The sequence below is a fragment of the Segnochrobactrum spirostomi genome, from assembly GCF_009600605.1.
GTDB classification, from domain to species: Bacteria; Pseudomonadota; Alphaproteobacteria; order Rhizobiales; family Segnochrobactraceae; genus Segnochrobactrum; species Segnochrobactrum spirostomi.
Window position 1 is genome coordinate 2,475,005 of sequence record NZ_VWNA01000001.1, and the last position, 18,239, is coordinate 2,493,243.

At 69.1% G+C, this 18,239-nt stretch carries 17 protein-coding genes and 1 pseudogene; 10 read left to right on the plus strand and 8 right to left on the minus strand.

The features are described from left to right. Positions 1 to 156: 156 nt before the first annotated feature. From F0357_RS11165 to F0357_RS11180, 4 genes are all read left to right on the plus strand, one after another. Complete coding sequence (locus tag F0357_RS11165) at positions 157 to 1,398, plus strand: porin (RefSeq protein WP_153481204.1); 1,242 nt, start codon at positions 157 to 159, stop codon at positions 1,396 to 1,398. Between the two features lie 7 nt (positions 1,399 to 1,405). After that, positions 1,406 to 2,194, plus strand: coding sequence for an SDR family NAD(P)-dependent oxidoreductase (locus F0357_RS11170; RefSeq protein ID WP_153481208.1), 789 nt, complete (start codon positions 1,406 to 1,408; stop codon positions 2,192 to 2,194). Positions 2,195 to 2,371: 177 nt separating this feature from the next. Continuing rightward, positions 2,372 to 3,628, plus strand: coding sequence for an acetate/propionate family kinase (locus F0357_RS11175; protein ID WP_153481213.1), 1,257 nt, complete (start codon positions 2,372 to 2,374; stop codon positions 3,626 to 3,628). An 82-nt stretch (positions 3,629 to 3,710) separates the two neighbouring features. Then, entirely contained in the window at positions 3,711 to 4,331 is a 621-nt protein-coding gene (locus F0357_RS11180; protein WP_153481217.1) for a LysE family translocator, read from the plus strand. Between the two features lie 7 nt (positions 4,332 to 4,338). Here the strand turns inward: F0357_RS11180 and F0357_RS11185 are convergent, their stop codons facing one another. Then, positions 4,339 to 5,646 carry an MFS transporter gene (locus tag F0357_RS11185; RefSeq protein WP_153481220.1) on the minus strand — a complete coding sequence of 436 codons (1,308 nt, stop codon included), beginning with the start codon at positions 5,644 to 5,646 and terminating at the stop codon, positions 4,339 to 4,341. Between the two features lie 191 nt (positions 5,647 to 5,837). On the opposite strand from F0357_RS11185, the gene F0357_RS11190 reads away from it, so the two are divergent. Further along, positions 5,838 to 6,503, plus strand: coding sequence for a response regulator (locus F0357_RS11190; protein WP_153481224.1), 666 nt, complete (start codon positions 5,838 to 5,840; stop codon positions 6,501 to 6,503). Between the two features lie 7 nt (positions 6,504 to 6,510). On the opposite strand, the gene F0357_RS11195 is transcribed toward F0357_RS11190, so the two are convergent. Continuing rightward, positions 6,511 to 7,269 (minus strand): fused DSP-PTPase phosphatase/NAD kinase-like protein, encoded by a 759-nt coding sequence (locus F0357_RS11195; protein ID WP_153481226.1) that lies wholly within the window; start codon positions 7,267 to 7,269, stop codon positions 6,511 to 6,513. Positions 7,270 to 7,376: 107 nt separating this feature from the next. Here F0357_RS11195 and F0357_RS11200 point away from each other — a divergent pair. The 3 genes and pseudogenes from F0357_RS11200 to F0357_RS11210 all read left to right on the plus strand — a co-directional run bounded on the left by F0357_RS11200 (position 7,377) and on the right by F0357_RS11210 (position 9,527). Beyond that, positions 7,377 to 8,275: pseudogene (locus F0357_RS11200) on the plus strand (S-methyl-5'-thioadenosine phosphorylase). Between the two features lie 104 nt (positions 8,276 to 8,379). After that, on the plus strand, positions 8,380 to 8,928 hold the full coding sequence (locus F0357_RS11205; protein ID WP_153481229.1) for an adenine phosphoribosyltransferase: 549 nt from the start codon (positions 8,380 to 8,382) through the stop codon (positions 8,926 to 8,928). Positions 8,929 to 8,933: 5 nt separating this feature from the next. Continuing rightward, a complete protein-coding gene (locus tag F0357_RS11210) occupies positions 8,934 to 9,527 on the plus strand; it encodes a glutathione S-transferase family protein (protein ID WP_153481232.1) in 594 nt (197 codons plus the stop codon). A gap of 73 nt (positions 9,528 to 9,600) precedes the next feature. Here F0357_RS11210 and F0357_RS11215 read toward each other — a convergent pair whose 3' ends face one another. The 4 genes from F0357_RS11215 to F0357_RS11230 all read right to left on the minus strand — a co-directional run bounded on the left by F0357_RS11215 (position 9,601) and on the right by F0357_RS11230 (position 13,105). After that, positions 9,601 to 10,278, minus strand: coding sequence for an outer membrane protein (locus F0357_RS11215; RefSeq protein ID WP_208948292.1), 678 nt, complete (start codon positions 10,276 to 10,278; stop codon positions 9,601 to 9,603). Between the two features lie 272 nt (positions 10,279 to 10,550). Continuing rightward, entirely contained in the window at positions 10,551 to 11,279 is a 729-nt protein-coding gene (locus F0357_RS11220; RefSeq protein WP_153481239.1) for an outer membrane protein, read from the minus strand. 264 nt (positions 11,280 to 11,543) lie between these two features. Beyond that, positions 11,544 to 12,368, minus strand: coding sequence for a hypothetical protein (locus F0357_RS11225; protein ID WP_153481243.1), 825 nt, complete (start codon positions 12,366 to 12,368; stop codon positions 11,544 to 11,546). After that, entirely contained in the window at positions 12,365 to 13,105 is a 741-nt protein-coding gene (locus F0357_RS11230) for a hypothetical protein (RefSeq protein WP_153481246.1), read from the minus strand. Before F0357_RS11230 ends, F0357_RS11225 begins: the two co-directional genes overlap by 4 nt. 255 nt (positions 13,106 to 13,360) lie before the next feature. Here F0357_RS11230 and F0357_RS11235 point away from each other — a divergent pair, with 255 nt between their 5' ends. Continuing rightward, positions 13,361 to 14,137, plus strand: coding sequence for an SDR family oxidoreductase (locus tag F0357_RS11235; RefSeq protein WP_153481249.1), 777 nt, complete (start codon positions 13,361 to 13,363; stop codon positions 14,135 to 14,137). 3 nt (positions 14,138 to 14,140) lie between these two features. Here F0357_RS11235 and F0357_RS11240 read toward each other — a convergent pair whose 3' ends face one another. Together F0357_RS11240 and F0357_RS11245 are read right to left on the minus strand one after the other, a co-directional pair. Then, a complete protein-coding gene (locus tag F0357_RS11240) occupies positions 14,141 to 15,634 on the minus strand; it encodes an MDR family MFS transporter (RefSeq protein ID WP_153481252.1) in 1,494 nt (497 codons plus the stop codon). A 301-nt stretch (positions 15,635 to 15,935) separates the two neighbouring features. After that, positions 15,936 to 17,210 carry an MFS transporter gene (locus tag F0357_RS11245; protein ID WP_153481255.1) on the minus strand — a complete coding sequence of 425 codons (1,275 nt, stop codon included), beginning with the start codon at positions 17,208 to 17,210 and terminating at the stop codon, positions 15,936 to 15,938. A gap of 114 nt (positions 17,211 to 17,324) precedes the next feature. Between F0357_RS11245 and F0357_RS11250 the strand changes: the two genes are divergently transcribed. Beyond that, positions 17,325 to 18,002 (plus strand): TetR/AcrR family transcriptional regulator, encoded by a 678-nt coding sequence (locus F0357_RS11250; RefSeq protein ID WP_153481257.1) that lies wholly within the window; start codon positions 17,325 to 17,327, stop codon positions 18,000 to 18,002. Positions 18,003 to 18,239 lie beyond the last annotated feature (237 nt).

An 18,239-nucleotide genomic window follows, 5' to 3' on the forward strand; every position in this document is an offset into this window, starting at 1 on the left:
ATCAAAGGTTACCTGTTTGGATGGCGTCCGACGTCGCGGTGCTTCGGCCCGCGCAGAGGTGGTGTTTGGGGCGTAGGGGGAAGCGGTCGTGGGATCGAAAGGTGGGTCGAAGGCTTTCCGGCGTCTCGGGCTCGCATCGCTCGGAACGGTGATGGTGTGTGGGCCCAGGTGGCCATGGCGGCGGATGCGCCGGCGGTCACGACGCCCGCCGCGCCGGAGCCGATCGATTATGTCCGCGTCTGCGATGCCCAGGGCACCGGCTATTTCTATATTCCGGGTACCGAGACCTGCATGCGCATCAGCGGGCTCGTCTATTACGAATATTGGGTGAACGGCAGCGACGGCTACAACCAGCCGGGCTGGTACAATCGCGACCTCGCCGGCTCGCTGTCCTATGTCCGCAGCGAGCTCTTCGTCGATGCCCGCACGGCGACGGAGTTCGGCGACCTGCGCAGCCACATCGATCTCCGTTTCAACAATTACGATGCGAACGGCAGCGTCAACCGGACCTATCAGGGCAACCAGACCAACTTGAACCTCTACCAGGGCTATATTTCCTGGAACGGGTTCACCGCCGGCCGCATCCAATCGTTCTACGACTTCTTCACCGGCTCGACCTACGAAGAGAACTACGAGCCCGCCTGGTCGGACAACAAGCTCAACGTCTTCGCCTACACCTACAAGGTGACGAGCGGCCTCAACGCGACGGTCTCGATCGAAGACACGGCGGAGCGGCGTTATGGCATCATCAACGCCCCCGGCTATTTCACCGGAACGGAGAGCCTCGGCTATGCCGGCGCGCGTTATCCGGACATCGTCGGTCAGCTCAACTGGACGCAGTCGTGGGGCGCCGTGCAGCTCTCCGCGGCGAGCCACGACGTGATGGCGACGGAAACGGCCGGCTACGGCGTCGATTCGAGCAAGATGGGCTGGGCCGTCGGCCTCGGCGCCCAATTCAATCTACCTTTCCTCGGCAGCGGCGACAGCATCACCTTCCAGGGCAACATCACCCAGGGCGCCCTGTCCTACGCGGCGGTCAACGCGATCGGCCCGACTACGCTCGTCGGCTCGACCACGCCGGCTGCGGCGGACGCCATCGTCGTCGATCAGAGCGGCACCAACGCGCTCCAGCTCGCCAATGCCTGGAGCTTCGGCGGCGGCCTCACCCACAATTTCTCGCCGCAATGGCAGCTCAATCTCGGCGCGTCCTATCTCGACGTGACGAACCTGACGAGCGCCTACGACTTCACCAACACCGACTTCCAGGCGAACGTCATCTATATGCCGATCAACAATTTCTCGATCGGTGCCGAAGTCGAATACAAGTACATCGCCCCCACGACCGGCCCGACCGGCAACGCGCTGACGACCCTGATCCACTTCGAGCGCGATTTCTGATCCGCCGATGGCGAAGTCCCCGGCGCCCGATCTCTCGCTGTTCGATCTGAGCGGGCGCAAGGCGCTCGTCACCGGCGCGAGCCGCGGCCTCGGCCGCGCCCTCGCCGAGGGGCTCGCCCGCGCCGGGGCGGACGTGGCGATCACCGCCCGCACCCGGCCCGCGCTCGCCGAAACGGCCCGGGCCGTCGAGGCGCTTGGCCGTCGCGCCGTGCCGGTCGCGCTCGACGTCAGCGACCGCGCCGCGCTCGAAGCGGGTTTGGCCGGCGCCGCGGCCGCGCTCGGCGGCCTCGATATCCTCGTCAACAATGCCGGAATCGAGGAGGTCCGCCCCTCGCTCGACGTCGACGAGGCGCTGTGGGACCGCATCCTCGACACCAATCTCAAGGGCGCCTTCTTCGCCGCCCAGGCGGCCGCCCGGCGCATGCGCGACGACGGGCGCGGCGGGGCGATCCTCAATCTCTGCTCGCTGACGTCGGAGGTCGGCGTGCCGACCGCGGTGCCGTACGGTTCGTCGAAGAGCGGGCTCCTCGGCATGACCCGCGCGCTCGCCGCCGAGTGGGCGCCGCTCGGCATCCGCGTCAACGCGATCGAGCCCGGCTATTTCCGCACCGCGATGACCGACGTCTTCTATGCGGACGAGGACTGGCAGGCGGCGATGCTGAAGAAGATCCCGCTCGCCCGCTTCGGCCGCCTCGAAGACGTGATCGGCGCCGCGATCTTTCTCGTCTCCGACGCCTCGGCCTACGTGACCGGCGTCGCCCTTCCCGTCGACGGCGGCTTCCTCGCCTCGATCTGATCGCGCCGCCGCTGGGAACCACCGGCGCTGTCCGGTCTTTGCCGACGGATGCGCCGGCGACCTGATCCGCCTCAATGTCATCGGCCGGTCTGGTGGCAGAGATAGCGGTGACGGCCGGGCGAAGCGGCGGCGTTGGCGTGGCGGCGTGGCCGCCACCGGGAGCGAGGAACAACGGACATGGCGAATCCGCCGACGGTGAACGGCCCGACCGGGGCGAGCGTGGCCCCTGGGGCGACCGAGACGACCGGTGCGGCGGCGCGGGAGTGCCTCGTCACCCTCAATGCCGGTTCGTCGTCCATCAAGTTCGCGCTGTTTGCGATCGCGGACGGAACCCTCGATCTGCTGGCCCGGGGCCAGGTGGAGGGTTTCGGCGCCCATCCGCGCTTCGAGGTGAAGCCGGCCGACGGCCCAGAAATCTCCCGCGATCTCGCCGAGGACGAGGATGCCCACGATCACAAGGCCGCGCTCGAAACCATCCTCGGCTGGCTCGGCGAGAACCACCCGAACGCCTGCGTCGTCGCGGTCGGCCACCGCATCGTCCACGGTGGCCTCAAATATGCCGAACCGGCGATCGTCGATGACGCGCTGATGGCCGAGGTCGAGGCGTTGAGCCCGCTCGCGCCGCTGCATCAGCCGCACAACATCGCCGGGATCGAGGCCGCCCGCGCCGCTTTCCCCGGCGTGCCGCAGGTCGCCTGCTTCGACACGGCGTTCCACCGGGCGCATCCCTTCGTCAACGACGTCTACGCGCTGCCGCGGCGGTTCTACGACGAGGGCATCCGCCGCTACGGCTTCCACGGCCTCTCCTACGAATATCTCGCCCGCCGCCTCGCCGAGATCGCGCCCGAGGTGGCGCAGAAGCGGGTGGTCGCGGCGCATCTCGGCAACGGCGCGTCGATGTGCGCCCTGCGCAACGGCCGCTCGATCGCCTCGACCATGGGCTTCTCCGCCCTCGACGGCCTCGCGATGGGCACCCGGTGCGGCCAGCTCGATCCCGGCATCCTGCTCTATCTGATGACCGAGCGCGGCATGGACGCGGCCGCGCTGACGGAACTCCTTTACAAAGAATCCGGATTGAAGGGCCTCTCGGAGCTCTCCCACGACATGCGCGTGCTCGAGGCCTCCGAGACCGAGGCGGCGCGCGACGCCATCGATTATTACGTGTTCCGCATCCACCGCGAGGTCGGCGCCATGGCGGCGGTGCTGAACGGGCTCGATGCGGTGGTGTTCGCCGGCGGCATCGGCGAGAACGCTTGGCGGGTGCGCGCCCGCGCGCTCGAGCGCATGCACTGGCTCGGCATCGAGCTCGATCCGGCCGCGAATGCGGCGAATGCCGAGCGGGTAACGACCCGAGCGTCCCGGATTCCCGTCTTCGTCATCCGCACCGACGAAGAGGCGATGATCGCCGAGCATACCCTGCGGCTGGTCGGCTGAGGCGAACGGCCTCCCACGCGCCGCGTCCCCTTGCGCGCCGTCTCGCCCTGGGGATGAGTGCGCGGAAAGGGAGGATCCGTCTATGTCGTTCGAAACCTGGCTTGCCTTCGTCGCCGCCGCCTCGGTGCTGCTCGTCATCCCGGGGCCGACGGTGCTCCTCGTCGTCTCCTACGCGCTCGGCCAGGGCTGGCGCGCCGCCGGACCGATGGCGGTCGGCGTGGCGCTCGGCGACTTCACCGCCATGACGCTCTCGATGCTCGGGATCGGTGCGCTGCTCGCCGCCTCGGCGACGGTCTTCACCGTGCTCAAGTGGATCGGCGCCGCCTATCTCGTCTGGCTCGGAATCAAGCTCTGGCGCGCCGGCGGCGGGCTCGACGCCGCGCCGCGCACCGATCGCGCCTCCGCCGTGCGGATGCTCGGCCACGCCTGGCTGGTGACGGCCCTCAATCCCAAGAGCATCACCTTCTTCGTGGCCTTCCTGCCGCAATTCCTCGACCCGAAGGCGGCCTTCGCGACGCAGATGGTGATCTTCGAGGCGACCTTCCTCGTCCTCGCCTTCGCGAACGCCTTCGGCTACGCGCTCGCCGCGTCGCGGGCCCGCGGCGCGGTCCGCAATCCGCGCATTCTGGGCGCGGTCAACAAGGTCGGCGGCTCGCTCCTCGTCTGCGCCGGGCTTGCCACCGCCTTGGTGCGCCCGCGATAAGGCGCCGTCAGCGCCGGGCCGGTCCGGAGCGGGCGGCGGAACCGCCCGCCTTCAGCATCCGCCTCAGCATCAGGGCGAGCACGGCGGCGGCGAACACGATGATCGCGAGCACCTCGAACCCGGCCGAATAGCGGCCGGTCGTCTGCTTGATCCAGCCGACGAGATAGGGGCCGACGAAGCCGCCGAGATTGCCGATCGAGTTGATGAGAGCGATGCCCGCGGCCGCCGCGGTGCCGCGCAGGAACAGCGGCGGCACGGCCCAGAACGGGCCGAGGGCGCCGTAGATGCCGATCGCGGCGACCGTCACCGCGGCGATGGCGAGCGCCGGTGAATCGGTGTGGACGCTCGCGACGAGGCCGATGGCGGCGAGGACCGCGGCCCCGGCGACGTGGAGGATTCGCTCGCCGCGGGCGTCGCTGTGGCGGCCCCAGGCGAGCATCGCGACGGCACTGAGGCCGTAGGGGATGATCAGGATGAGGCCGATCTGGCGTGTCGAATATCCCATCCCCTGCATGATCTGCGGCAGCCACAGCCCGATGCCGTACAGCCCGACGACGAGGCCGAAATAGACGAGGCCGAGCACGATCACCCGGGCATCCGTCAGCGCCGGCCACAGCGCATGGCGGGCGAGCGAGGTCTCGATCGCGTGGTCGGCGTCGAGCCGTGTGGCGATTGCCGCGCGCTCCTCGCCCGTCAGCCACGGCGCGGCCTGCGGCCCGTCCGGCAGCCACAGGAGCACGGCAATGCCGAGCAGGCAGGCGGGCGCACCCTCGAGCAGAAAGAGCCATTGCCAGCCGGCGAAGCCGAGGAAGCCGTGGGTTTCGAGGAGCAGCGCCGAGACGGGCGCGCCGAGCGCGCTGGCGATCGGGACGGCGGCCATGAATAGCGCGATGTAGCGCGCCCGCTGCGCGAGCGGGAACCAGTAGCCGAGATAAAGGATCATGCCGGGCAGGAAGCCCGCCTCGGCCGCCCCGAGCAGGAAGCGGACGACGAAAAAGCTCGTCGGCCCGGTGACGAAGGCGGTCGCCGCCGAGAGGATGCCCCAGGTCACCATGATTCGGCAGATCCACAGCCGGGCCCCGACCTTCTCGAGCACGAGGTTGCTCGGCACCTCGAACAGGAAATAGCCGAGGAAGAACACGCCGGCGCCCCAGCCGAACACGACCGGCGTGAAGCCGAGATCGGCGTTCATCGTCAGCGCGGCGAAGCCGACATTGACCCGGTCGAGGAAGCTGACGAGGTAGAGCACCATCATCAGCGGAATCAGGCGCCGGGCGGCCTTGGCGAAGGCGCGCTCTTCCACCACGTTCGTCATTCGCGCGTCCTCCGTGACAGGGGCCCGCTCGCGGGCCCTCGCGCGGCATAAGGAGCCAGCCGATTGCGCGGCGTCAAGGACGACCGCGGCGAAGCGCGCTAGCCGCCTTGGAACGCCTCAAGCTTGCGTGCGTCGTCCCGAGGCGCGATACCTGAACCAAACAACAAGACTTGCCCGCGAGAGGATCCGCCTTGGCCGCCGCACGCCACCGCTTCGTCATCGTCGACGATCACCCGCTGTTCCGCGGGGCGTTGCGTCAGGTCCTGGCCGGCCTCGAAGGCGGCGCCGACATCGAAGAGGCGGGCTCGCTCGACGAGGTCGCGGCGATCCTGGAGCGCGGCGAGGAGGTCGATCTCGTCCTGCTCGACCTCGCGATGCCCGGCGTGCGCGGCTTCTCCGGCCTGCTCCTGTTGCGCAGCCAATTTCCTGCGGTGCCCGTCGCCGTCGTGTCGGCGACCGAGGATGCCGAGGCGATCCGCCGCTCGATCGCCTTCGGCGCCGCCGGCTTCGTCCCGAAATCCCTCGGCACCGAGGCGATCCGCGGCGCGGTCGCCGCGGTGCTCGCCGGCGAGATCTGGACGCCGCCCGGCATCGACCTCGCCGAGGGCGCCTCTGCGACGCGCGCCGACGCCGATCGTCTCGCCGCGCTGACCCCCCAGCAGCTTCGCGTCCTGATGATGCTGAGCGAGGGCATGCTCAACAAGCAGATCGCCTATGCCCTCGACGTCTCCGAGGCGACTGTGAAGGCCCACGTCTCCGCCATCCTCCAGAAGCTCGACGTCGACAGCCGGACCCAGGCGGTGATCGCCGCCGCCCGCCTCTCTGCGGCGCCGTGGACGGCGACCTCGTCGGGCTGAGCCCGCCTCACTCGCGCTTCAGCACGCGATCGACCAGCCAGCTCGCGAGCCGCTGCGGCTTGAACGCGGCCTGAAGGCGGGCCGGGTCGTAGCGCGTCTCGACCCAATCGAGGAGCGAGAGGCCGTTCGCTTCGCCCTCGGTGCGGTAGCGTTCGAGGAAGGCGTCGAGAATGCCGGCGCGGCTCGCCTTGAGGTGGCCATAGCGCAGCGAAAGCTGGTGCTCCGCCTCCGCCGCGCTGCGACCCTCCTTGAGGATCAGGTAGAGCGCGCCGGCGAAGCCCGAGCGGTCGGCGCCCGATTTGCAGTGCATCAGCGCCGGATAGGCGATGCGGTCGAACAGCGCCGCCGCCTCGCGGATGGTCTCCTTGGCGGGGGCGACGCGGGTGCGGAACGGCAGCTCGACGAGGGCGATGCCGAGCGCTCGGCAGGCCTCCTCCTCGAGGGCGAGGCCGCCGAGGTCTCGCCCGCCGCGCAGGTTGACGACCGTGCGGATGCCCTTGTCCGCGGCGAGGCGGCGAAAATCCGCCGGGGCCGGCTGCGCGGCACGCCACATCTCCCCCCCGACCCGGTGCAGGTTGAGATAAGCGAGCCGCAGGAAGCCGTGATCGACGAAGATGAGGTCGATCCACGCCGCGAAACGCCCCCGCCTCGTGGCGAGGCTCGGGAGCTGATCGTTCGCGAGAGTTGGGGGACGGTTCGTTTCAAGGCGGATCCCATGCCGTGTCGCCGGCGGGTGGACCCTGGCGATGACCCCCGCGTCCGTCAACCCCGGCGCGGGCTGCGCCTTCGATCGCGCCGGCGCGCAGGGGCCTTGCCGGCCGGTCGCACGATCCCTTACGGAGAAATCCGGGGGCGAAAAGGCGGAGCGGGCCGATGGCAAAGACGATGGTGGGCGTGATCGGCGGCTCGGGGCTCTATGACCTGCCGGGGCTCGAGGAGGCGCGCTGGGAAAGTGTCGAAGGCCCGTGGGGGGGCCGTCGGACGCCTTGCGCTGTGGCCGCCTCGGCGGCATCGACGTCGCGTTCCTGCCGCGCCATGGCCGCGGCCACCGGCTGTCGCCGAGCGAGATCAACTACCGGGCGAACATCGATGCGCTGAAGCGGATCGGCGTCACCGACCTGATCTCGATCTCCGCCGTCGGCTCGCTGAAGGAGGAACTGGCGCCCGGAACCTTCGTCCTCATCGACCAGTTCATCGACCGCACCGTGGCCCGGGCGAAGACCTTCTTCACGGGCGGCTGCGTCGCCCATGTCGGCTTCGCCGATCCGGTGAGCCCCGGTTTGGTCGATCGCCTGGAGGCCGCGGCCCGCGCCGAGGACGTCGCCCACGTCCGCGGCGGCACCTATGTGGTGATGGAAGGCCCGCAATTCTCGACCCGCGCCGAATCGGAATTGCATCGCGGCTGGGGCGCCTCGGTGATCGGCATGACGGCGATGCCGGAGGCGAAGCTCGCCCGCGAGGCGGAGCTCTGCTACGCGAGCGTCGCCATGGTCACCGATTACGATTGCTGGCACGCGGCGCACGGCGACGTCGACGTGCCTTCGGTCCTGCGGGTGATGGCCGAGAACCGGGCGAAGGCCCAGGCGCTGATCGCCCGGGTGATCCGCGACATGCCGCCCGAGCATCCGCCTTGCCCGATCGGCTCCGACCGCGCCCTCGACCATGCGATCATTACGGCGCCCGAGGCGATCGACCCCGCCGCCGCCGCCCGGCTCGCGGTCGTCGCGGGCCGGGTTCTGGCGAAGATGGCGCCCGGAGCAAGAGCCGGCTAACCCTTTGCACAAGCGAGCAGCCGGCGCGGCGGCGTCGGCGCGAAATCCCAGTTTGCGCGACGCGCCCGGCGGGGCATGATCCGCCCCGAACGGAGGAGAGCGACTTGACGTCCTTTGCGAGCCAACTCGATCTGCGCGATCTCATCCGCACGATCCCCGATTATCCGAAGCCGGGCATCCTGTTTCGCGACATCACGACGCTCATCGCCGATCCGGCGGGCTTCCGCGCCGCGGTGGACGGCCTCGTCTGGCCGTTCCTGACCGCTGGGGTCGATCTCGTCGCGGGCATCGAAGCGCGCGGGTTCATTCTCGGCGGCGCGGTCGCCCACGAACTCGGCCGCGGCTTCGTTCCGATCCGCAAGAAGGGCAAGCTGCCGGCGAAGACGATCGGGCAGGATTATTCGCTCGAATACGGCGTCGACACGATCGAGATCCACGCCGACGCGATCAAGCCGGGCGACCGGGTGCTCGTGGTGGACGACCTGATCGCCACCGGCGGCACCGCCGACGCGGCGATCGAACTCGTCCGCCGCTCGGGCGGCGAGGTGGTCGCCGCCGCCTTCATCGTCGATCTGCCGGACCTCGGCGGCTCCGCTCGCCTCAAGGAAAAAGGCGTCTCCGTGCGCACCCTGCTCGCCTACGAAGGGCACTGAACCTCATGCCGATCCTGCGTTCCTCTCCCGCCTCGCCGTTCGCGCGCAAGGCCCGCATCGCGGCCCTCGTGACCGGCGCACCCGTGACGGTGGTCGACACCGACACCCGTGCCCCGGACCCGGCCTTCTACGACGAGAACCCGCTCGGCAAGATCCCGGTCCTCGTTCTCGACGACGGCACGACGGTCTACGATTCGCCGATCATCCTCGATTATCTCGATCATCTCGCCGGCGGCGGCGTTCTGATCCCGACGGAGACGGCCGCGCGCTTCGCCGCTCTCAAGCTCCAGGCGCTCGCCGACGGGCTGATGGATGCGGCCCTGCTCCAGGTCTACGAGGTGCGCTTCCGCCCGGAGGCCCGGCGTCATCCCGAATGGGTGTCGTGGCAGGCGGCGAAGGTTGCTCGTGCGCTCGATTTCCTCGAAGGCACGCCGCCGGGACCCGAGGTCGACGTCGGCACCATCGCGGTCGCCTGCGCTCTCGGCTATCTCGATCTGCGCTTCGACGGGCGCTGGCGGCAGAACCATCCGCGGCTGGTGGCGTGGCTCGATGCCTTCGCCGCCGCCGTGCCGGCGTTCGAGGCGACACGCGCCGTCTGAGCCGTGCGCAAACGGACGCGGCGCCGGAGGCCGGCGCCGCGTCGTCTGCCTGAAGGTGAGTGTCGGGCGACGCTCAGAACTTGTAGCCGACGCCGGCCCGCAGCACGCCCGTGGTGAGATCGCTCGAGGCCGGCGTGCCGACCTCGAAATTCTGCCGGTCGAAGCTCGAATAGAGATATTCCGCACGCGCCGTGATGTTCTGGGTGATGGCGCCTTCGACGCCGCCGCCGATCGTCCAGCCGGTCGCGACCTGATTGTTGGTCGCGCCTTCCGCCTTCAGTTCCATGTTGTTGAAGGCGACGCCGCCGGTGCCGTAGACCATGACGCGGTCGAAGATCGCGCCGGCACGGCCGCGCACGCTCATCTGCCAGGTCGATTTGAAGGTCGCGTCGGGTCCGAGGAAGTTCGCGGATTCCGAGAAGCCGTTGAAGGCGAAGTCGCCTTCGGCGCCGAGCATGAAGTTCGGATTGACCTGGAAATTGTAGCCGCCGTAGAGGCCACCGGTGCCGCCGGAGGGCTCCAGCTTGCGGTCGACATTGTTGTAGGTCGCGTTGGCGGTCGCCCAGCCGTAGCCGAGGGTGGCGCCGATATAGGGGCCGCTCCAGTTGATGCCCGAGGGCGTCACCGTGCCGCCGCCGGTACCGGCCGCGCCGTAGGACGGGTCGTAGAGACCGTCGGCCCGTGCCGCACCCGTGACCATCACGGCGGCGAGCGCGGTGCTCGCCGCGACGAGGGTGAAAGAGCGCTTCATCGATCGGGCTCCTGTCGTTGACGCGGGGCGGCTCAACCGCGCACCGGGCCGTCTGCGCGCGGCGCTTTTTTGGCGCCGCGGCACGACTCGGCGAGCCTGAGCCTGCCTCGCTCGATGCCAACAAGATGCCTTTTCACCCATTCCGATCAAGGCTCGTTCACCATGCTTCGAAAGCTATGGTCAACCGCTTCTTAATGTGAAAGCGAGCCACCCTGAAAAGCAAAAGGCCCGGGCGAAGCCCGGGCCTTTCTTCCGAAATCTCTTAAGAGAGATCAGAACTTGTAGGCGACGCCAGCGCGGACGATGTTCGCGTTGGACTTCACCTTCGCGGTGTCGCCGTAGGCGTCCGAGTAGGTGGTCGAGCCGAGGTCGGTGTAGAGGTACTCGACGCGGGCGGTCAGGTGGTCGGTGACGAAGCCTTCGACGCCGCCGCCGACGGTCCAACCCACGCGGGTGTTGTCCTCGGAGATCTCGGTGCCCGCATAGTTCGGGTTGTTCAGCGTCACCTTCTGCTGGCCATAAGCCATACCGCCGGTGCCGTAGACCATGAAGCGGTCGAAGACCACGCCGGCGCGGGCACGCACGGTGCCGAGCCACGGGTTCTCAGACTTGTAGTTCACGGCCGACGAGCTGCCGTAGACCGAGACGTTCGACTTGCCCTGGAGGCTCGAGGCCGAGATGTCGGTCTCGGCGCCGATCACGAAGTTCGGCGTGACCTGGTAGTTGTAGCCGGCATAGAGGCCGCCGATCACGCCCGTGGTGTTCGGATCAGCCGAGTACGGGTAGATCGTGTTGACGCCGGTCACCTGGCCGGAGGCCTTGCCGGTGCCGAAGGCGCCGCCGACGTCCGCGCCGACATACGCGCCGGTCCAGTTGAACACGGTCGGGCCGTAGGTCTGCGGGGCGACCGTGTCGACCGGCGGGGTCGGCTCGGGCAGGTCGGCAGCCATGGCCGACGTGGCGAACAGCGCGGCGGCCGAAGCGAGGATAAGCTTTTTCATGATGGTCACTCCTGTACGCGATCCCGAGAACGCATCAGCGATGCTGTGGTTCCAGGTAAGAACGAATTCTCTCTGGTGGCCCTACGAGATCGTCTGCGCCGGGCCGTCTTGAGATCGATAGAAGCCGTTCAATCGAGGCGATTGGAAGGCATGATTGAGGCAAATTGCTCCGAATTCGCCCCTTCAGAACTGGCTGTGGCTGCAATGCAACAGTTTTAGAAACCGATCATTAACGTATTCGTGGACCTTAACTCTTCATAAACCTTAATATCCGCGATCGCCCATTCTTATCTGACTGAAGAGGCCATCGACCGAGATTCCGATTCGGAGGTTTCGGTTCCTCCACCAGCCGCCGTTAAGCTCTATCTCGATGGTGGGAAAACCATTAACCATACGACGCCCGACGCGCTGTTCTGCCTCCGCGATGATCCCGGTGAGAAAAAAGCGGCGGTCGATGAGTGTAGGGTTGTTCGACCAGGGCAGATGGCGGGAGCCGACGACGAAATTGCCCGTCGCCGTGCGCCCGACCGCGGCCGGAAAGCGCCGGTCGGCGTCGTCGAACAGGTAGGGCGTGGTGCCGATCAGCCGCGACGCCTTGTCCGGCCGCACCAGCCGGCGCAGCCGCGCGGCGGCCCTCACGCCCGCCGGGGCGTCGTCCGGGGGGAAATAACGCGCGACCTTCGGGCCCTGCCAGGGCAGGCCGGGCTTGCGGCGATGGCGCAGGCGGACGAAGTCGGCCTCGCCCGCATCCATGTCCGCCGTCGCCGCGGCGAGGACCGGGCCGACGACCGCGGGCGGCTCGATCTGGCGATAATCGTTCTCGAGCAGGATGACGCGCTCGGCCTGCATCGCGGTCGCGAGGGCCTTGAAGCCGCCGAGGATGCCGAGATTGGCGGCGGAGCCGGCGAAGGGCACGCCGTGCCGCCGGCACACTTCGCGGCCGCGATCGGTGATCTCGGGCAGGAAGACGATCACCTCGTCGGCATGATCGTAGAGGCGGCCGTCGCGGTAGCTCGACAGGGTGGCGTCGAGGCTGTCGTAGCCGTGCCAGCTCAGGACGCCGATGCCGAGGCGCGGCACCGTGCTCACTGCCAATGCTCCGCGATCCAGGGCGTGCGGCGGACGTGCTTGTAGGTCTTCTTGTACCAGGGCGCCGGCCAGCGTCCGTCGCGCGCCTCGTCGGGGTCGGGCTTGCCGGTGAAGGCGACCAGCCGGGCGTCGGGCGGCAGCCGCGGCACCAGGAGGAAGTTGAGCGGCCAGCGCGGCATCAGGCCGTGCTTGAAGCTGACGCACCAGGGCTCCGGCCAGAACGTCATCGGGATCTCGATCTCGCCGGAGATGTAGCGCTGTTCGTTGCGGTAGCGCTGCCAGATGCAGACCGGGTCGGCCTCCATGTCGGTGAAGATCTTCGGCGCGGCGCCGACCTTGAAGCGGAAGCAGGTGGTGTTGCCGATATTCTTCTCGACCTGCGTCCAGTTGCGGATGACGCAGAACGGTGCGTCGGGCTCGAACGTGAAAAAGTCGTCGAGGCCGCCGGTGATGACGATGTCGAGATCGACGAAGAGCGCCGGCTCTCCGGGGGCGAGGCCGGGAAGCTCCGGCCGCCACAGGGCGATCTTACGCCAGGGCAGCCAGCGCAGATGTTCGGGAAGCTCGATCTCGAGCGCGGGCAGACAGGTCACGCCGGGATCCACGCCCCGGGCGTCGTCCGTATAACAAAGGAGACGGGTCGGGTTGCGGGTGTTGCGCCGGATCATCGACCAGAGGCGGTTCACATAATCGGCGCCATAGCGCGTGCCCCACTTCATGCACACGATGGTCTGCATTCTCGCCCGTCGCTCCGGCTCACGAGCCCGCCCGGGCTCTCGTCTTCGGACCGCCGGGTCTCGTGGTCCGGCGCGGGGCCGAAACGGCCGGCTCGACGCGCCTTCGGGACCCGCCCGGCATGGCGTCGCTTTTCGCACGCCACGCGCGGCGGCGCCAGATCGGTGCGTGAACGCGGGGACGGCGACGCCGGCCCCCTTGCGGACGGCCCGTTTTTGCCCGACGAAGCGCGGCGGCGGCACAGGAAATCACGGCTCATGACGCAAACGGCGGACGGCATCGTCAAGACGGCCCTCGTGACCGGCGGCGCGCGCCGGATCGGGCGGGCGATCGTCGAGGATCTCGCCGCCAACGGCTGGGCGGTGGCGATCCATTGCGCCCGGTCCCGCGCCGAGGCCGACGCGCTCGCCGGCGACATCGTCGCCCGCGGCGGGCGGGCCACCGCGCTCGTCGGCGATCTCGGCGATCTCGACGGACTGGGCCGGCTCGTCGAGACGGCCCGCGCGGCGCTCGGGCCGATCGGCGTCCTCGTCAACAACGCGGCGATGTTCGTGGACGACGAGCCGCAGACCCTGGAGCCGGCGGCGTTCGAGCTGCAATTGCGCATCAACCTCGTCGCGCCCTGCCTGCTCGCGTCTGCCTTCGCCGCGCAGGTGGGCGAGGGCGAGCGCGGCCTCGTCGTCAACGTCATCGATCAGCGCGTTTGGAAGCCGACGCCGCGCTTCTTCTCCTACAGCCTGTCGAAGTCCGGGCTGTGGTCGGCGACCCGCACGCTCGCCCAGGCCTTCGCGCCGAAGGTGCGGGTGGTCGGGCTCGGTCCCGGGCCCACCCTCCAGGGGCCGCGCCAGGAGGAGGCCGACTTCCTGCGCCAATGGTCGGCGGTGCCGCTCGGCCACGGCGCCGAACTCGCCGAGTTCGGCCGCGCCGTGCGCTTCCTCGCCGACATGCCGTCGGTGACGGGGCAGATGATCGCCCTCGACGGCGGCCAGCACCTCGCCTGGAAGACGCCGGACGTCGACGGCATCCCGGAATAGGCCTCAGTCGGCGAAGGCGGCCTCGGCGGCGTGGCGGGCGTTGGCGCGCAGCGGCCGCTCCTCCATCATCAGCAGGAAGAACAAGGCGAGCGCGAAGCCCGCCGCCGCCGCCCACAGCACCCACGGGAACATCGTCAGCAGGTCCGCGGGGGCGAGCGCCGTCGGGTCGATGCCCTCGCCGGTCGCCGACAGCTTCGGGTTGGAGATGCCGCTCAGGACGATGGCGCCGAACACGGCGACGATGATGGCGCCGCCGAGCTGGCGGAAGAAGTTCATCGTCGCCGTCGCGGTGCCGAGTTCGTGGGTGCTGACCGCGTTCTGGATGCAGACGGTCGTCACCGGCAGGACGGTGCCCATGCTGAAGCTCACCGCGAACAGCATCACCTCGAACAGCACGAGGGGCATGCGGTCGCAATAGAGCGCGAGCAGCGCCGTCGCGATCACCGAGACCGAGAGGCCGACGATGGGCAGCCGCTTGTAGTGGCGGACATAGGCCATGGTGCGGCCCGACAGGGTGGCGCCGATCACCGTGCCGACCATCAGCGGAATGAGGAGGAGGCCCGAGGTGCTCGCCCGGTAGCCGAGCCCGACCTCGAAATAAACCGGCATGTAGATCGAGAGGCCGATGAAGGTGCCCATGCTGAAGCAGGCCGTCAGCGTGCCGGTGCCGACCACGCCGTTGCTGAGGACCGCGAGCGGGATCAGCGGCTCGTCCGCCTTGAGGAGGCGGGCGGCGAAGCCGAACCACAAGAGCGCCGAGGCGGCGACGAGCCCGAGCACCTCCGGCGAGCCCCAGGGGTAGCGCACGCCGCCCCAGGTCAGCGCGAGCATCAAGGTGACGGTGGCGAGCGCCATCAGGAGCGCGCCGACGATGTCGAGCCGGTGGCGCCGCTCGTGGCGGGGCAGCCGCTTCAGGGCGGCGTTGGCGATCCAGAAGGCGCCGATGCCGAGCGGCACGTTGATCCAGAAGATCATCGACCAATGGAGCTTCTGGGCGAAGAAGCCGCCGAGCACCGGGCCGAGCAGGCTCGAGGTGATGAACACGCTCGCGATATAGACCTGATAACGGGCCCGCTCCTTCGGCGTGGTGATGTCGGCGATGATGGTCTGGGCGAGCGAGATGAGCCCGCCGCCGCCGAGCCCCTGCACCGCGCGGGCGATGATGAGCACCCACATCGTCGGCGCGAGCGCGCAGGCGACCGAGCCGATCACGAAGGTCGCGATGCCGATGAGGAGCGAGATGCGGCGGCCGTGGATGTCGCTGAACTTGCCGTAGAGCGGCGTCACGGCGGTCGCCGCGAGCAGATAGGACGTCACCACCCAGGGCATGTGCTCGACGTCGCCGAGCGTCTTGCCGATGGTCGGCAGCGCGGTCGAGACGATGGTCTGGTCGATCGCGCCGAGCAGCATCGCGAGCATGATGCCGACCATGACGGCGCGGACGTCCGCCGGCGACAGCGGGCCGGCGGCGGGGGCGGGACTGGGACGCTTGCTCATCGCTTCACACGCACTCGGGGTGGCGGTGTCCGGGCGGACCTGCGCGGCGGCGCTGACGGAGGGCCGTGGCCGGGCGCGGCGGAAGGCGAGGGCCTTCGGCGGCGGAGGGCGTCAACGGCGCGAGCGGGAGCGTTGAGGCGGGGTCCGAAAGGCGGAACCGGAACTCGTGTCTGACAGGGCGACGGCAAAGGCCGCCGCCTCGCGCGTTCCGCTACTCCGAAAGTAGGGTCGCATCAATGCAGGGCGATCACCATCACCGGGTTGTGTTCTCGTGTCGAATCGTGTCGCCAATGAGGCCCGTTCAGGCGGCGGCGCCGGCCCGGCGCGGCGAACCGCGGCCGATCAGGAGCGACAGCAGGGCGGCCGCGACGCCGGTCAGGCCGGCGGCGACGAACGCCTCCAGATAGCGCCCCTCCATGGTGCGGACGAGGCCGGCGAAGAAGGCCGCGCTCGCCCCGCCGAGCTGGTGACCGGCGACGATCCAGCCGAACACGATCGGCGCCGCGCGCTCGCCGAACGCCTGGTTGGTGAGCTTCAGGGTCGGCGGCACGGTGGCGATCCAGTCGAGGCCGTAGAAGGCGGCGAAGACTGAGAGGCTGACCACCGAGAAGTCGGTGAAGGGCAGCCAGATCAGCGAGAGGCCGCGCAGGCCGTAATAGACGAAGAGCAGCTTGCGGGCGTCGAAGCGGTCGGTCAGCCAGCCGGAGAAGGTGGTGCCGAACAGGTCGAACACGCCCATCATCGCCAGCAGCCCCGCCGCCTGGACCTCGGCGATGCCCTGATCGGCGCAGAAGGCGATCAGGTGGGTGCCGACGAGGCCGTTGGTCGTGAAGCCGCAGACGAAGAAGGTCGCGAACAGGAGCCAGAAATCGCGGCTGCGGCTCGCATCGAGGAGGCCGCTGATGGCGGCCATGAACGGGTTCTCGCGGCGCACTTCGGCCGGCGGATGCGCGGGGTCGGCGCCGTAGGGCACGAGGCCCGCGTCCTGGGGCCGCTCGGGCATCAAGAGGAGGACGATCGGTACCAAGGCGGCCGCACAGGCCGCCACCGTGAGCACCACCGGCTTCCAGCCGCCCGCCTGGGCGATCGCCGCGAGGCCGGGCAGGAAGATCAGCGTGCCGGTGGCGGTCGAGGCGGTGAGAAGGCCCATCACGAGGCCACGGTTCTTGGCAAACCAGCGGTTCACCACCGCCGCGCCGAGCACGACGGCGACGCAGCCGCTGGCGAGGCCGGAGATCACGCCCCAGCTCAGGAAGAGATGCCACGGCTCGCGCATGAAGGCGCTCGAGGCGACGGAGAGCGCCATCACGGCGAGGGCGGAGGCGAGCACGCGCTTGATGCCGAAGCGCTGCATCAAGGCGGCGGCGAACGGTCCGACCAAGCCATAGAGGAAGATGCCGATCGCCGCCGACAGCGAGGTGGTCGAGCGACTCCAGCCGAACGATTGTTCGAGCGGCACCAGGAGCACACCCGGTGCGGCGCGCAGCCCGGCGGAGACGAGCAGCGAGGCGAACGTGACCCCGGCGACGACGAAGGCATAATTCTGTCCGAACGGACGGCGGGAGACCCGGGTCATGGCGGGACCTTTGAGGCGCGAGGGCTCGTCTCGCCTTGGCGGCGGAGCGTTATCGTGCTAACTTATACGTACCGGTCAGTAACATCGTCAAGCCCGAGGTCCGGTTCGTAACCCATGAAGAAGCCCGTCTCCGCGTCGTCCGCCGACCTCGCCGCCGCGCCGCGCCTGTCGTCCGCGCCGGCCGGGGCGAAACGTGCGCCTGCGTCGTCGCCGAAGCTGCCGCGGGCGGTCGATCGCATTCGGGAGAGCGCGCGGGAGCTCTTCTACGAGCACGGCATCCGTGCCGTCGGGGTCGACGAGATCGTCAACCACGCCGGGGTCACCAAGCCGAGCCTCTACCGCAGCTTCCCGTCGAAGGACGAACTCGCGGCGGATTATCTGCGCGGCTACGACGCCTGCTTCTGGGACCATTTCGAGACGGCCGTCGCGGCCCATCCGGGCGATCCGCGGGCGCAGATCCTCGCTTATCTCGAAGGTCTCGGTGCGCGCAGCGACCGGGCCGGCTATCGCGGCTGCGGGCTCACCAACGCGGCGGTGGAATATCCCGAGCCCGATCACCCGGCGCGACGAGTGGCGGAGGACGCCAAGCGGGCCCTGCGCACCCGGCTCCTCGGCCTCGCCGAGGCGATGGGGGCCCGCGACCCGGCGTTGCTTGCCGACGGCCTCGTGTTGCTGATCGAGGGGACCTTCGTCAGCGCCCAATTGTTCGGCCCCGGCGGCCCCTGCCGCCGCGTCGCCGCCGCCGCGGCGGCGCTGATCGACGCGTGCGTAGCGGGGGGCGAGGGGCGCTGAGGGGAGCAGGGATTATGACGCCGAGTGTGCGGCGCTCACCCCACCCCGCCGCTGCGCGGCGACCCTCCCCCTGGCAGGGGAGGGTGAACGGTGTGTTCGAGGCACCGGTCCGAGCAGATCAGATTCACTGAAATGAGATCGGCTGAAGTCTGGTTGGCTCAGGTTAGTTCAGGCCAGAACTTGGGTTCACAGCGCCAACGCAAAGCACGCCGACCCACCCTCCCCTGCCAGGGGGAG

Coding starts and splice junctions, on each gene's coding strand:
- F0357_RS11170 (WP_153481208.1), top strand. CDS start 1,406: ATGGCGAAGTCCCCGGCGCCCGATCTCTCGCTGTTCGATCTGAGCGGG.
- F0357_RS11175 (WP_153481213.1), top strand. CDS start 2,372: ATGGCGAATCCGCCGACGGTGAACGGCCCGACCGGGGCGAGCGTGGCC.
- F0357_RS11180 (WP_153481217.1), top strand. CDS start 3,711: ATGTCGTTCGAAACCTGGCTTGCCTTCGTCGCCGCCGCCTCGGTGCTG.
- F0357_RS11185 (WP_153481220.1), bottom strand. CDS start 5,646: ATGACGAACGTGGTGGAAGAGCGCGCCTTCGCCAAGGCCGCCCGGCGC.
- F0357_RS11210 (WP_153481232.1), top strand. CDS start 8,934: ATGCCGATCCTGCGTTCCTCTCCCGCCTCGCCGTTCGCGCGCAAGGCC.
- F0357_RS11215 (WP_208948292.1), bottom strand. CDS start 10,278: ATGAAGCGCTCTTTCACCCTCGTCGCGGCGAGCACCGCGCTCGCCGCC.
- F0357_RS11220 (WP_153481239.1), bottom strand. CDS start 11,279: ATGAAAAAGCTTATCCTCGCTTCGGCCGCCGCGCTGTTCGCCACGTCG.
- F0357_RS11230 (WP_153481246.1), bottom strand. CDS start 13,105: ATGCAGACCATCGTGTGCATGAAGTGGGGCACGCGCTATGGCGCCGAT.
- F0357_RS11235 (WP_153481249.1), top strand. CDS start 13,361: ATGACGCAAACGGCGGACGGCATCGTCAAGACGGCCCTCGTGACCGGC.
- F0357_RS11240 (WP_153481252.1), bottom strand. CDS start 15,634: ATGAGCAAGCGTCCCAGTCCCGCCCCCGCCGCCGGCCCGCTGTCGCCG.
- F0357_RS11245 (WP_153481255.1), bottom strand. CDS start 17,210: ATGACCCGGGTCTCCCGCCGTCCGTTCGGACAGAATTATGCCTTCGTC.
- F0357_RS11250 (WP_153481257.1), top strand. CDS start 17,325: ATGAAGAAGCCCGTCTCCGCGTCGTCCGCCGACCTCGCCGCCGCGCCG.